This window comes from Telluria antibiotica (assembly GCF_011682055.1).
Lineage (GTDB): Bacteria > Pseudomonadota > Gammaproteobacteria > Burkholderiales > Burkholderiaceae_D > Telluria > Telluria antibiotica.
This window is the reverse complement of record NZ_JAAQOM010000016.1, coordinates 77,150-90,520: the sequence shown is the minus strand read 5'-3', so window position 1 is coordinate 90,520 and position 13,371 is coordinate 77,150. Positions and strand designations below refer to the sequence as shown.

The 13,371-nt window shown below is 69.3% G+C and carries 13 protein-coding genes; 4 read left to right on the top strand and 9 right to left on the bottom strand.

Annotated elements, in window-relative coordinates:
• Positions 1 to 131 precede the first annotated feature (131 nt).
• Positions 132 to 1,193, top strand: coding sequence for a UDP-3-O-(3-hydroxymyristoyl)glucosamine N-acyltransferase (gene lpxD / locus HAV22_RS23825; protein WP_166862483.1), 1,062 nt, complete (start codon positions 132 to 134; stop codon positions 1,191 to 1,193).
• 72 nt (positions 1,194 to 1,265) lie between these two features.
• Here the strand turns inward: lpxD and HAV22_RS23820 are convergent, their stop codons facing one another.
• The 9 genes from HAV22_RS23820 to argS form a co-directional block, all read right to left on the bottom strand.
• Complete coding sequence (locus tag HAV22_RS23820; RefSeq protein ID WP_166862481.1) at positions 1,266 to 1,898, bottom strand: hypothetical protein; 633 nt, start codon at positions 1,896 to 1,898, stop codon at positions 1,266 to 1,268.
• A gap of 127 nt (positions 1,899 to 2,025) precedes the next feature.
• Entirely contained in the window at positions 2,026 to 2,394 is a 369-nt protein-coding gene (locus HAV22_RS23815) for a nuclear transport factor 2 family protein (protein WP_166862479.1), read from the bottom strand.
• A 3-nt stretch (positions 2,395 to 2,397) separates the two neighbouring features.
• Positions 2,398 to 3,168 carry an SPOR domain-containing protein gene (locus tag HAV22_RS23810; protein WP_166862477.1) on the bottom strand — a complete coding sequence of 257 codons (771 nt, stop codon included), beginning with the start codon at positions 3,166 to 3,168 and terminating at the stop codon, positions 2,398 to 2,400.
• Between the two features lie 10 nt (positions 3,169 to 3,178).
• A complete protein-coding gene (locus HAV22_RS23805; RefSeq protein ID WP_166862475.1) occupies positions 3,179 to 3,943 on the bottom strand; it encodes a type III pantothenate kinase in 765 nt (254 codons plus the stop codon).
• A 15-nt stretch (positions 3,944 to 3,958) separates the two neighbouring features.
• Positions 3,959 to 4,723 carry a biotin--[acetyl-CoA-carboxylase] ligase gene (locus HAV22_RS23800; RefSeq protein WP_371869721.1) on the bottom strand — a complete coding sequence of 255 codons (765 nt, stop codon included), beginning with the start codon at positions 4,721 to 4,723 and terminating at the stop codon, positions 3,959 to 3,961.
• A complete protein-coding gene (locus HAV22_RS23795) occupies positions 4,720 to 5,514 on the bottom strand; it encodes an SDR family oxidoreductase (RefSeq protein ID WP_166862473.1) in 795 nt (264 codons plus the stop codon). Before HAV22_RS23795 ends, HAV22_RS23800 begins: the two co-directional genes overlap by 4 nt.
• Positions 5,511 to 6,188, bottom strand: a complete 678-nt coding sequence (locus HAV22_RS23790; RefSeq protein ID WP_166862471.1) for a thiol:disulfide interchange protein DsbA/DsbL — start codon at positions 6,186 to 6,188, stop codon at positions 5,511 to 5,513. The genes HAV22_RS23795 and HAV22_RS23790 overlap by 4 nt, the downstream gene beginning before the upstream one ends.
• A gap of 14 nt (positions 6,189 to 6,202) precedes the next feature.
• On the bottom strand, positions 6,203 to 6,913 hold the full coding sequence (locus HAV22_RS23785) for an SPOR domain-containing protein (protein ID WP_166862469.1): 711 nt from the start codon (positions 6,911 to 6,913) through the stop codon (positions 6,203 to 6,205).
• 26 nt (positions 6,914 to 6,939) lie between these two features.
• Positions 6,940 to 8,652 (bottom strand): arginine--tRNA ligase, encoded by a 1,713-nt coding sequence (gene argS / locus HAV22_RS23780; protein WP_166862467.1) that lies wholly within the window; start codon positions 8,650 to 8,652, stop codon positions 6,940 to 6,942.
• Positions 8,653 to 8,835: 183 nt separating this feature from the next.
• Between argS and rsmB the strand changes: the two genes are divergently transcribed.
• The 3 genes from rsmB (at position 8,836) to HAV22_RS23765 (ending at position 13,362) form a co-directional block, all read left to right on the top strand.
• Entirely contained in the window at positions 8,836 to 10,473 is a 1,638-nt protein-coding gene (rsmB, locus tag HAV22_RS23775; RefSeq protein ID WP_166862465.1) for a 16S rRNA (cytosine(967)-C(5))-methyltransferase RsmB, read from the top strand.
• Between the two features lie 72 nt (positions 10,474 to 10,545).
• Positions 10,546 to 11,070 carry a DUF4390 domain-containing protein gene (locus HAV22_RS23770; protein WP_166862463.1) on the top strand — a complete coding sequence of 175 codons (525 nt, stop codon included), beginning with the start codon at positions 10,546 to 10,548 and terminating at the stop codon, positions 11,068 to 11,070.
• Between the two features lie 3 nt (positions 11,071 to 11,073).
• Positions 11,074 to 13,362 (top strand): sensor histidine kinase, encoded by a 2,289-nt coding sequence (locus tag HAV22_RS23765; protein WP_166862461.1) that lies wholly within the window; start codon positions 11,074 to 11,076, stop codon positions 13,360 to 13,362.
• Positions 13,363 to 13,371: the final 9 nt, after the last annotated feature.

Below are 13,371 nucleotides of genomic sequence, written 5' to 3'. Positions count from 1 at the left end.
GGTTGCGAGCGGGGCTTTTTTTATTGCGGTGCCTCATGCCGCCGCCGTTTTTCCGCCCTGGCGCGGAACCGCCGGCCCGGCGTCCCGGTCGAACCGTTTGCACACATAACGATGCGACAGGAGACGACGGCATGGCGACACGACTCACGGACCTCGTGGCCCGCTTCGGCGGCCGGCTGGAAGGTGACCCGCATATCGAGGTCACCCGCATCGCGCCGCTCGACCGCGCGGAGGCCACGGACATCAGCTTCCTCAGCAACAGCCGGCTGCGGGCGCGCGCCGCGCACAGCCGGGCGGCGGCGCTGATCCTCGCGCCGCAGGACGAGCCCGAGGTGGCCGCCGCGTACGACGGCGCTCGCATCGTCACCCCGAATCCGTACGCGTATTTCGCGCGCACGGCGCAATACCTGTGCGGGTCCGGACATGCGCCCGCGCCGGGCGTGCACCCGTCCGCGGTCGTGCACGCGCGCGCGCGCGTGCACGCGACGGCCCACGTGGGACCGCACGTGACGGTGGAGGCGGGCGCCGTCATCGGCCCCGGCGCCGTCATCGATGCCGGCTGCTACGTCGGCCGCGACGCGTCGGTGGGCGAGGACACGCACTTCTTCGCCAACGTGACGTTCCACGCGCGCTGCACCATCGGTGCGCGCGGCATCGTGCATTCCGGTGCCGTGATCGGCGGCGACGGCTTCGGCTTCGCCTTGGACGACGGCGTCTACATCAAGATCCCGCAGACGGGGCGTGTGGTGATCGGCGCCGACGTCGACATCGGCGCGAACACGGCGATTGACCGCGGCGCGCTCGACGACACCGTGATCGAGGATGGTGTAAAACTCGACAACCTGATCCAGATCGGCCACAACTGCCGCATCGGCGCGCACACGGCGATGGCCGGCTGCGTGGGCGTGGCAGGCAGCGCCAACATCGGCCGCCACTGCACGTTCGGCGGTGCCGCGATGGTCAACGGCCACATCGACATCGCCGACGACGTGCACGTGACGGCCGGCACGCTGGTGTCGAACTCGATCGCCGAGCCGGGGCGCTACACGGGCTTTTATCCGATTGCGCCGAACGCGGAATGGGAACGCAGCGCGGCGCTGGTGCGCAACTTGTCCACTTTGCGGGGCAAGATCAAGGCGCTCGAGCGGGCGGTCAAGGCGCTCGGAGGCGGGGATGCGGCGCGGACAGGGTAGCGTCTTGCGCCGGCAGGCTACGGCGCGGGACGTATCGTCATGGTGAGATGTGCGGGCAAGATTGCGGGGCCATTATTTTTGCGCGCCGCACGGCTTTTCCATCTCCGAATAAAAATACTTCAGCACCGCATCGCGCGTGGCGGCGTCGTTCTTTTTGAACGTCCCCAGCGCATCGTCCCAACGGTACGCGGTGTTGTACTGATAGCAGCCATTGCCTACGTCGCGCTTGCCTGCATCGTCTCCAGCGAAAAGTCCCAGGACGAACGGTGCACCCTGCTGCGCAGGGAAGACGAGCCGGACATCGGTCAGATCGACACGCAGCGTGGGCCAAGCGTCCTGCGCATAGCCCTTGTCCATGAATTCGTAGGCCTTCTTCCCGTTGAACACGGGCTTCCAGCCGGCCGGCTGTCCCAATGCCATCATCTGGCTCAGGTCATACACATTCATTTGCGAATTGATCGGATACGGTACGCCTAATGCGTAATCGCACCAGCCGTCACCATTGAAATCGGCCTTGATCTCGGCGGGACGGTCAGCGTCCACATCGACGCCGAGCGTCGGGAGCTTTGCTTTCGGCATGCGGCACTGCGGTGCGTCGGGCCGAAGACGGAGGCCGGCTTGCGGTGCGGCCTGCACGCATCCCGCCAACGACAGCATCGGGCCGAGGGCGGCAAACGACGTAAGAACGTGTTTTATGGTGCTCATCTCGGATTCAGTATTGTTTCCATGCGGATCATGCCGCGAGCGCGAGCGCGAGCGACTGACCGGACCGGGATGTGTGCAGCAAGACCGCAAACATTAACACATGGGTCCAAGAAGGATTGGACCCGGCTCAGGTGACGACCGTGCCTAGGTGGTAGATCGCTTGCCACTGCGCGCCGCTGCGCCGCCACACGGTCAGCCTGCGCGTCACGCGGTCGGCCTGGCGCAGCGTGTACGTCAGCAGGTAGTGGTCGGCACCGGCGGGGGCGACGTGGAAGTCGTCGGCATCCAGGTCCTCGGGCGCGGGATCGGCGGCGCGTTCGCGCAGCACGGCGAGCACGTCGTCTCTGCTGTAGCGCCGACCGGATGCGCCCACTTCCCAGAACGACGGTGCGGCGATCTGCTCGGCGGCGTGGCCCGTGTGGCACAGCGGTTCGAGCGCGCGCAGTTCGGCGAGCACGTCCATCAATTCGGGCGGCGTGGACAGGGCGGGTTCCATGCGTCAGCCGCAGGTCTTGACGTCGGCGCCGTCGTAGCGCTCCGCATAGCCTTCGATGCGCTTGCGTGTGGCGGCATCGAGCCCGCGGACGCGGTAGACGTAGTGCGTGGCCTGCGGTCCGCGCGGGGCGATGCGGGCCGTATGCACGCCTTGCTTGCCCAGTTGCGCGAGCAGGGCTTCGGCGCCGCTCTCGGTCTTGAACACGCCCAGCGAGATCGCGTACTTGAGCGGGGAATCGCCCTGCATGATGAAGAAATTCGTCACGCCCAGGTTGCGCAGCTCGGCGGCCTTGCGGTCGGCCGCTTCCTTGCTGCCCTGCGACGGAATGTGCACGAGCCAGCTCGTCACGTCCTGGGCCTGGACCGCCTCGCGCGACTGGCGGTCGCCGAGGTCGAGCGCGGCGAGGCGTGCTTCGAAACGGCGCGCGTCGGACGTAGTCAACGGGCCGATTTCCGTGCAGGCGAACGCGGGCGCAGGCGTTGCAGCAGGTTGCGCCACAGCGGGCGCAGCGGGCGCGCTCGCCGCCGGAGCGCCGGCCGCCGGAGTGCCGGCCGGCGGAGCACCGGCCGCATCTCCCCCAGCCGGCGGCGCAGCAGCCTTCGCGGCGGCCTCGGCCTGGTCGCGCGTGAGCAAGGTCATCTTGGCGGTATTGAACTGCCGTTTCAGGCGCGCCGGTTCGTGTTCATTGCTCTTGCCCGTGCCGAGCAGGCCCTGGGCAAACGCGAACAGGACGACGTTCAGGAACAGCAGGGACCAGAAGGCGAGTCGTAGCACGGGCGAGTCCTCAAGGGGATGCGGTTTCGGCGGCCAGCAGCGGCGCGACGGCGTGCAGGCCAACCAGGACGATATTATCCAGCATCCAGTGCGGAACGGACAGCAGCGGGGCCACGCTGGCCGCCGCGCCGCCCGACACGATGCACAGGTCGGCCGGCAGTGCGGCGCAGGCCCGTTCGATGGCGCCCGCCTGCGCCGCGAGGCAGCCGGACAGGATGGCGTCGCTCGTGTGGTCGGCGAACGTGGGCGGCGCGGCGTAGGCATCGGCACCCGGCGCCACCTGCGGCAACTGGGCCGTGCCGCGCGCCAGCGCGCCCAGCATCAGGCCCAGGCCCGGCAGGATCATCCCGCCGATAAAGTCGCCGGCCGCGCTGACGGCGTCCACCGTCGTCGCCGTGCCGCACGTGGCGACGACAAGCGCCTTGCCCGGCGCGAGGCTGCGTGCGCCGAGGGCGGCGGCGAAGCGGTCGCTGCCCAGTTGCGCGGGATGGCGGTAGCCGTTGCGCAGGCCGTTCAATGCTGCCCGCGACGTGAACCAGTGCGGCGGCACCGGCAGCAGCGGGGCGAGCAAGGCAGCCAGCTGCGCCTGCATCGCGTGGCCCGCCACGTTCGACACGACGGCGTACGTGAGCCCGTGGCCGGCCCAGGCGGCCTGCAGGCGGTCGAGCTCCGCGTGCGGCACGGCGCCGTGCGCGGTCCAGTCGCCGGGCGCCGCGTCCTGCGCCGCGATGGCCCATTTGATTCTCGTGTTACCTGCGTCGACGAGCAGCAGCATGATGGTCTCCTCGCTTCAATCGGTGGTGCGCAGCGACACGTCGCCGGCAACGATGGTGATGCGGCCCGCCGCCGTGTCGAGCAGCAGGCGGCCCGTGTCGTCCACGCCGGCGGCCAGGCCTTCGTGCCGGACCTCGCCCCGGTCGAGCAGGACGACGGGCCGGCCGGCCCACGCGTGCAGCACGTTCCAGCGGGCGGCGAACGGGGCGAAGCCGGCGCGCGCGAACAGCGCCAGCGCGTCGGCCAGGCCGTCGAGCAGCGCGGCCATCAATTCGTCGCGGTCCATGCGCGCGAGCCACGGCATCGCCGCGGCGCCGCGGCCGATCCTGTCTTCGAGTGCGTCCGGCATCACGAGGTTCACGCCGATGCCGACGACGGCCCACGCGGCGCCGTCCGGCAGCACCTGCGTTTCGACGAGGATGCCGGCCAGCTTGTCGCCGTCCTTCAATACGTCGTTGGGCCATTTCAGCTGCACGCTCTGGCCGAGCCGGCCGAGCGTCTCGGCCAGCGCGACGCCGACCGCGAGCGGCAGGCCGGCCATGCCGCGCAGGCCGTCGGCGAAGCGCCAGGCGAGCGAGAACGTCAGCGAATGGCCCGGTTCCGATAGCCAGCTGCGTCCCGCGCGGCCGCGTCCGGCCGTCTGGTGTTCGGCGATGAGCAGCACGGGCGCGTCAAGCCGTGGCGCGCGCGCCAGCAGGTCGGCGTTCGTCGATCCCGTCACGTCGACCACTTCGACGGCGACGCCCGCGCGCGCGAACGCCATGATGCGCTCGGCGTTCACGGCATCGCCTTTCCCGCCTTCGTCGGCGCGCGCGCGAACAGCGCGTCGAACAGCACGTTGGGCAACAGGCGCAGGAGTTTCGCCACGATCCCCATCGGCCGGGGGATCACGCAGTAGCTGGTGCCGGCGTCGATGGCGCGGACGGCGGCCGCGGCGAAGCGGGGCGCGGGCATCAGGAAGGGCATGGGAAAGCGGTTCTGGCGGGTCATCGGCGTGTCGATATAGCCGGGCGCGAGCGTCACGACCCGGATACCGTGGGGTTGCAGTTCGAGGCGCAGCGATTCCGCGTAGGCGTGCACGGCGGCCTTCGATGCGCAATAGGCGCCCGCGCCTTTCATCCCGCGGATGCCGGCCACGCTGCCGATCGCGACGAGCCGGCGCGGGCCCTCTCCATGCTTCATCGTCTCGATGAACGGCGCGAACGTGGCCACGGTGGCCGTCACGTTGACGGCGAAGATGTCGGCGAATTCGGCGAGGTCGCCGGGCCGCTCCGTCAGCGTGCCGGCCGAGACGCCGGCGCTGGCGATCACGACGTCGGCGCCGCCGGCGCGCGCGATAAAGTCGGCGGCAGCGGCGGCCAGCGCGGCGTGGTCCGTCACGTCGACGGCGTAGATGTGGTGGTCTCTGGTGCCGGGCAGCGTGGCCGCGAGCGCGTGCAGGGCGTCCGCGCGGCGGCCCAGCAGGCCAACGACGGCGCCGCGCGCCGCGTAGTCGCGGGCGAGGGCGGCGCCGATGCCGCTGGATGCGCCGGTGACGAACACGCGCAGCCGGCGGCCCTGCGCGGCGGTCATCGCTTGTCCGCTTTCGCTTTCGCGACGAGGAAGTCCATCACCTGCAAGGCCTGCTGCTGTTGCTGGGCTTCCGTCGTGCCCTCTGGCGCGCCCGCGCCCGCGTGCGACGGCGAGGTGACGTAGCGGCCGTCGATGACGACGAGGGGCCAGCGGTCGACGCCGTATGCGTCCATCATCGTGGCCGCGCGCCGCAGCCTGGCCTGGATGCCGAACGAGCGGTACGTGTCGATGAACTTCGCGCGGTCGATGCCGTTCTGTGCGACCCAGTCGAACACCTGCTCGTCGCTGGACAGGCGCAGGTGCTGCTGGTGCATGGCGTCGAACACCTTCTGGTGGTACTGGTTCAACAGCCCCATTGCGTCCAGCGTGTAGAACAGGCGCTGCTGCGGCAGTACGCCGGCGCCGCCCTGGATGTGGACACGCTTGAACACGACGTCGTCGCCCTGCTTCTTCACCCATGCTTCGAGCGCGGGTTCGAAGGCGTAGCAGTGCGGGCAGTAGTACGCGAAGAACTCGATGACTTCGATCTTCTTGCCCGTGTCGGTCGGCTGCGCGGCCGGCAGCACGAGGTATTGCGCGCCCTGCTGCGGGTCGGCGGCGGATGCCGATACGGAGGTCAGGCCGGCCGCAAGGCCGAGGAGGACGGTGCAGAACAGGCGGCGCGGCAGGTGCATGGCAGTCTTTCGGATCAGCGCTGGTTGCGGACGATGGCGACGTCGACGCCGCTGTCGAGCAGCTTGGCGCGCGCCTTGTTCATGGCCTCGACCTGGTTGTACGGGCCGATGCGCACGCGGTGCAGCACGCCGCTGTCGCTCGTGCGGTCGCTGATCGCCGCCTCGAAGCCCAGCAGCGCGAGCTTGGCGCGCGCCGCTTCCGCGTCGGACACGTCGCGGAACGCGCCGGCCTGCAGGTAGTACACGTAGTCGCCCGTCGCGGCGCCGGCGGCCGGCGCGGGCGCCGGGGTGGGCGATGCGGACGCGACGCGGGTGTCGGGTTTGTGGTCCGGCTTGGCCGGCGCCGCGTCCTTCATCGTGGCGATGGCCTGGCCCAGCGGGTCGGCATCGGCCGGCTTGGCATCGACCCGCTTGGTGTCGGCCGCGGCCGGTGCGCCGTCGGTCCGCGTTGCCGCTTTTTCCGCGATCTCCTTGTTCGCCTGGCGCGCCGCGTCGCGGTTCGCGTACATCGGCTTGTTCGGGTCCTGGGCCTGGCCCGGCGCCGGGTCGGCCGGACGGCCCGCCTTGACGGTCTTGTCGGTGAACGGCGACGCGCCCTTCGTGATCGTCAGCGCGACCGCGACCGCGATGCCGAGGCCGAGGATCAGGCCGATGATAAGGCCGGTGAGCGTACTGCCGCGCCGGCGCGTGAAAGAACGGGGAGAGCGATTACGGAAAGCGGTCATGTAGTGCGAGTGTGTATGTGGAACGCTTACATCTTCTCCGGCGCCGAAACGCCGATCAGGGCCAGGCCGTTGCGCAGCACCTGGCGGATGGAGGCCGCCAGCGCGAGGCGCGCGAGCTTCGTCGGCTCGTCGTCGTCGAGCAGCCATTTGTGGGCGAAGTAATAGCTGTGCAGGTCGGCGGCCAGGTCGCGCAGGTAGAACGCGACCTGGTGCGGGCCCAGCTCGACGAGCGCGCGCTGCAGCATCTCGGGGTATGCGGACAGCTTCGCCAGCAGGCCCGATTCGTGCGAATTCGTCAGCGGGGAGAGGTCGACGTTCGTCAGTTGCGCGACGTCGCCGCCCCAGTTCGCGAGGGCCGAGCAGATGCGCGCGTGGGCATACTGCACGTAATAGACGGGGTTCTCGTCGTTGGTGGCGAGGGCGACGTCGACGTCGAACACGAATTCCGTATCGGCCTTGCGCGAGATGAGGAAGAAGCGCACGGCGTCGCGGCCGCGGGTCACGTCGCCGTTGCCCGACCATTCGATCAGGTCGCGCACCGTCACGTACGAACCGGCGCGCTTGGAGATCTTGACCTCCTCGCCGTTCTTCATGACGGTGACCATCTTGTGCAGCACGTAGTCGGGGTAGCCCTGCGGGATGCCGATGTTCACGGCCTGCAGGCCCGCGCGCACGCGGGCGATGGTGCCGTGGTGGTCGCTGCCTTGCACGTTGATGGCCTGGTCGAAGCCGCGCTTGAATTTCTGGATGTGGTACGCGACGTCCGGCACGAAGTACGTGTAGGTGCCGTCGGACTTGCGCATCACGCGGTCCTTGTCGTCGCCGTAGTCCGTCGTCTTGAGCCACAGCGCGCCGTCCTGCTCGTACGTGACGCCGGCGTCGACGAGCGCTTGCACGGCCGCCTCGACCTTGCCGTCCGTGTACAGCGACGACTCGAGATAGTAATTGTCGAACTTCACGCCGAACGCCTGCAGGTCCTGGTCCTGCTCGTTGCGCAGGTACGTGACGGCGAAACGGCGGATCGATTCGATGTCGTTGGTGTCGCCGCTCGCGGTGGCGGGCTGGCCGTCGCTGGCCGAGACCGTCTTCCTGGCGAGGAAATCGTCGGCGATGTCCTGGATGTAGTCGCCGTTGTAGGCCGACTCCGGCCATTCGACGTCGCCCGGGCGGAAGCCGCGTGCGCGCGCCTGCACCGAGTTGGCCAGGGTAAGGATCTGCACGCCCGCGTCGTTGTAATAGAACTCGCGCGTGACCTGGTGGCCCTGCGATTCGAACAGCGACGACAGCGCGTCGCCCAGCGCCGCCTGGCGGCCGTGGCCCACGTGCAGGGGGCCGGTCGGGTTCGCGGACACGAATTCGATGATCACGTGGTGGCCGTTGCCCGATTCGCCGCTGCCGAACGCTGCGCCCTGCTGCAGTACGGTCTTGACGACGGACTGCTTGGCGCTCGCGGCCACGCGCAGGTTGATGAAGCCGGGGCCGGCCACGTCGGCGGATTCGACCAGGCCCTGTGCCTTCGGATCGGCCAGCAGCGCGGCGACGAGGCGGGTGGCCAGTTCGCGCGGGTTCGTTTTCAGGGGCTTGGCCAGCTGCATGGCGATGTTGCAGGCGATGTCGCCGTGGCTGGGGTCGCGCGGACGTTCCAGCACGACGTTAGGCGAAAGGTCGCTACCCGCAACGATGGGGGCCAGCGCGGCCTGGAACAGGGCAACGATCTCTTGTTTTTGTTGGGCGAGCATGAACTGTGGTCGAAAATATAATAGACGGAGGCGCAGCGCGGACGATCCCGCGGGCAAACAGCGATCATTATACTGGTTTGCCGAACCGCGCAATACCGTCCGGGGACGCAGGTACAAGCCTCGCTTAAGCCTGCGCAACCCGTACCCGTTACAATGTGCGTCTTTATGCATTGATCGATTGCCATGACCGAAAAGCGCCCGACGCTCACCCTCAAACCGAAGGCCCCGGCGGCCGATACCCGGCGCGGCCGCCCCGGCGGGAAGGGTGCGGGCCCGGCCCGGCCGGGTGGCCCTCAGGCAGGGAAAGGGGTGGGGACGGGCAGTCCGAAGGCCGGCCCCGGCAACGCTGCGGGACGCGAGGCGAAGCCCGGCGTACCGCGCGAGCCGGCCCCGCGCGGCCCGCAACGCGTCGAGCCGGCCCCGCGCGACGCCGGCTATGCGCAATCCCGGCCGGACGACGGTTCGCGATTGCGCCACAGCTACGAAGTCAAGGCGCCGGCCCAGCCCGACTACCGTCCCGCGCTGCGCGAAGACTCCCTCGCGTTCGCCCTGCTGGGCGCGGCGAGCAGCCTCGCGCGCGTGCGCGCCGGCATGGCGTTGCCCCAGGCACTGGCCGAGGTGGCCCACGCGTGGGACGCGCCGCCGCAGGCACGGGGCGCCATGCAGGACATCGCCTACCGCGCGATGCGTCAACTGGGCCGCAGCGGCATCCTGCTGGGCCAGATGACGAGCAAGGCACCCGAGCCCGCCATGCTGGCCGGGCTGCTGGAATGCGCGCTGGCGCTGCTCGACCCGCCCGAAGGCAAGGAGCCGCCGTATGAAGCCTTCACCGTCGTCGACCAGGCCGTCGGCGCCGCGGCCGCCCATCCGGATTTCGCCCACGCGAAGGCGATGGTGAACGCCGTGCTGCGCCGCTTCCTGCGCGAGCGCGAAGGGCTGCTGGTCACGGCGCTGCGCGACCCGGTGGCCCAGTGGAATTACCCGCAGTGGTGGATCGATGCCGTGCGCGCGGCGTATCCGGGCGACTGGCAGGCCATCCTCGCGGCCGGCAACCGGCAGCCGCCGCTCACGTTGCGCGTGAACCGCCGCAAGACCGACGTCGACACCTATCTGAAGACGCTGGCCGCCGCCGGCATGCACGCGGAGCAGGTGGGCCCCGGCGCCGTGCGCCTCGCGCAGGCCGTGGGCGTGACGCAGATCCCGGGCTTTGCCGACGGCGTCGTGTCCGTGCAGGACGCGGGCGCCCAGCTGGCCGCGCCGCTGCTCGACCTGCGCGACGGCATGCGCGTGCTGGACGCGTGCGCGGCCCCGGGCGGCAAGAGCGGGCACATCCTGGAGACGGCGGACGTCGACCTGACGGCGCTCGATGCGGATGCCCGCCGCCTCGTGCGCGTCGACCAGAACCTGCAGCGCCTCGGCCTCGCCGCGACCGTCAAGGCGGGCGCGGCCGAAGCGACGGATTGGTGGGATGGCCGTCAATACGACCGCATCCTCGCCGACGTGCCGTGCACGGCGTCCGGCATCGTGCGCCGCCACCCGGATATCCGCTGGTTACGCCGCAAGAGTGACACCCACCAACTTGCAACACTTTCCAGCAAAATACTCGACAATCTTTGGCAGATGCTCCGACCCGATGGTAAATTGCTGTTCGTGACATGTTCGCTCTGGCCGCAGGAATCGGAAGCGCAGGCCGCCGCCTTCGCGGCGCGCCACGGTGCGGTCCGTCTCGACGCGCCGGGCCAACTGCTTCCTCGAAGTGGCGCCGGGCAGGATCATGACGGTCTGTTCTACGCCCTGTTCCAGAAGGCCGAGCGTGAGTAATCCCGACAACGCTTTTTAAGGCTCTGGCCCCTAGTGACTGTACGTTTTTTCCTCCTCCTCGCCTGCCAGCTCATGCTGGCATTGACATGCGCGACAGCGCAGGCGGCCGAAGGAATCGAAATCACGCGCGCCAGCATCGAGGCTTCCGACGACGGCTATCGCTTGTCGGCCGCCTACGCTTTTGATTTGACGCCGGGCCTGGAGCAGGCCATCCAGCACGGCGTCGCCCTGTCGTTCACCACCGAGATCGAGCTGACCCGGCCGCGCTGGTGGTGGACCGACGACCATGCCGTTTCGTCGCGTCGCACGGTCAAGTTGAGCTACGACGTGCTGTTCCGCGTGTACCACGTCTCCGTCCTCGGCAGCATCCAGCAGAACTTCGACACGCTCGACGACGCGCTGCTCGCGATCCGCCGGCCGGCCCGCTGGCTGATCGCGTCGAAGGGCGCGCTCAAGCCGGGCGAGACCTACAACGTCACGCTGCGCATGTTCATGGACCGCGACTTCCTGTCGAAGCCGCTCCAGGTCGACGCCTTCAATAATTCGGACTGGCGCCTGGCCTCGCACAAGAAGACCTTCACCTACCGTGCGGAGTAAGCCGTGATCCGGGCCCTGCGCTACGCCCTCGTGATCGGCAGCGCGATCGCGTCGATCCTGCTGTTCCTGCTCGCGTCCGCCTCCAGCAACACGGGCTTCTTCGCCCACGACTTCACCTGGCTGTTCGGCATGATCCTCGGCGTGGCGGGCGCGCTGTTCGTGCTCGTGCTGGTCGCGTTCTGGCGCCTGTATTCGCGCTACAAGGCCGGCAAGTTCGGCTCGCGCCTGATGGTGCGCCTGATGGTCCTGTTCACGAGCGTGGGCATCCTGCCCGGGCTCGTCGTGTTCATGGTGTCCGTGCAGTTCGTCTCGCACTCGATCGAATCGTGGTTCGACGTCAAGATCGAGGCGGCGCTCGATTCCGGCCTGAACCTGTCGCGCGCCGCCCTCGACGAAGCGCTGGCGGACCTGAGCGCCAACGCCGGCACCGTCGCCGCGACGCTGGCGGGGCAGGGCGGACAGGACGTCTCGTCCATCCTCAAGCGCGCGCTCGACGACGGCGACGGCATGCAGAGCGCGCTGCTGGTCGATGCGGGCGGCAAGCTCGTCGCCGGCACGGCCGAAGACCCCCGCACGGACCTGGCCGCCGACCTGCCGACGCCCCAGATGCTCAAGCAGGCCGCGATGCCGGGCGGGTATGCGCGGCCGGAGGGCGGCATCGAGGACGACTTCCGCGAGGCGCACGGCGACCAGCCGAGCGCGCTCGACGCCGCCACCGGCCTGCGCCTGCGCGTCGTCGTGGCCGTGCCGGAACCGCCGGGCATGGCGCCGCGCTACCTGCAGCTCACGCAGGCCGTGCCCGTCAACCTTGCGTCCAACGCCGCCGTGCTGTCGACGGCGTACCGCGAATACCAGGAACGATTCGCCGCGCGCACGGGCCTGCGCAAGATGTACATCGGCACGCTGATCCTCACGTTGCTGCTGGCGATCTTTTCCGCGACGGGCGCATCGTTCCTCATCGCGGGCAACCTGGCGCAGCCGCTGCTCGTGCTGGCCGAGGGCACGCGCGCCGTGGCCGAGGGCGACCTGTCGCCGCGCCCGATCGTCGAAACGAACGACGAACTGGGCACGCTGACGCAATCGTTCAATGCGATGACGGGCCAGCTGTTCGAGGCGCGCTCCGCCGTCGAACGCAACCGCGCCGCGCTGGAAAGCGCGAAGGCTCACCTGGAATCCGTGCTCGCCAACATGTCGGCCGGCGTGATCGTGATGGATGCGGACGGCGTCGTCGTCAACTCGAACGATGCCGTGCACCGCATCCTGCAGGTCGACGTCGCGTCGCTGGCCGGCCGGCCGCTCGACGAGATCGAGGGCCTGGAAGTGTTCGCGGGCACCGTCACGCGCGCGTTCTCCGCGCAGAGCGCGCAGTCGGCCGCAGGCCGCGGGCGCGGGCGGGCGCACTGGCAGCAGCAGATCGAGATCCCGCGCCGCGCCGGCACCGACGATGGCCACGACCTCACGCTGCTGGCGCGCGGCTCGCGCCTGCCGGTGGGGGCGGGCAGCGGCTTCATCGTCGTGTTCGACGACATCTCCGACGTGATCTCGGCCCAGCGTTCCGTCGCGTGGGGCGAGGTCGCGCGCCGCCTCGCGCACGAGATCAAGAACCCGCTGACGCCGATCCAGCTGTCGGCCGAGCGCCTGCAGATGAAGCTGGTCGACCGCGTCGACCCGGACGCCGCCGCGCTCGTGAACAAGGCCACCGATACCATCGTCAGCCAGGTGGCGGCGATGAAGCGCATGGTCGACGACTTCCGCGACTATGCGCGCACGCCGCCCGCCGTGCTGGCGCCGCTGGACTTGAACGACCTGATCGACGAGATCCTCCATCTTTACCTGGCCGAGGACGGCTCGGACGTGATCCATCCGGTCCTGCAGCCGGGCCTGCCGAAGGTGATGGGTGACGCCACGCAACTGCGCCAGGTGATCCACAACCTGCTGCAGAACGCGCAGGACGCGCTGGCCGACCGCACGGCGCAGGACGAAGCGCCCCGTGTCGACGTCGTGACGGAGACCATCCACTACGTCGGCGCGGACGGCTGCACGGGCACGGCGGTGCGCCTGGCCATCGTCGACAACGGGCCCGGATTCGCGCCGAAGATCCTGTCGCGGGCGTTCGAGCCGTACGTCACGTCGAAGGCGCGCGGCACCGGACTGGGCCTGCCGATGGTCAAGAAGATCATCGACGAACACGGCGGCCGGATCGACGTTGCCAACCGCACCGATGGAACTGGCGCTTCGGTATCGATTTTGCTGTTAAAGTTAGCGCCAGAGGCGAACTTGGCCGAAGCGTGAATCGCGCAT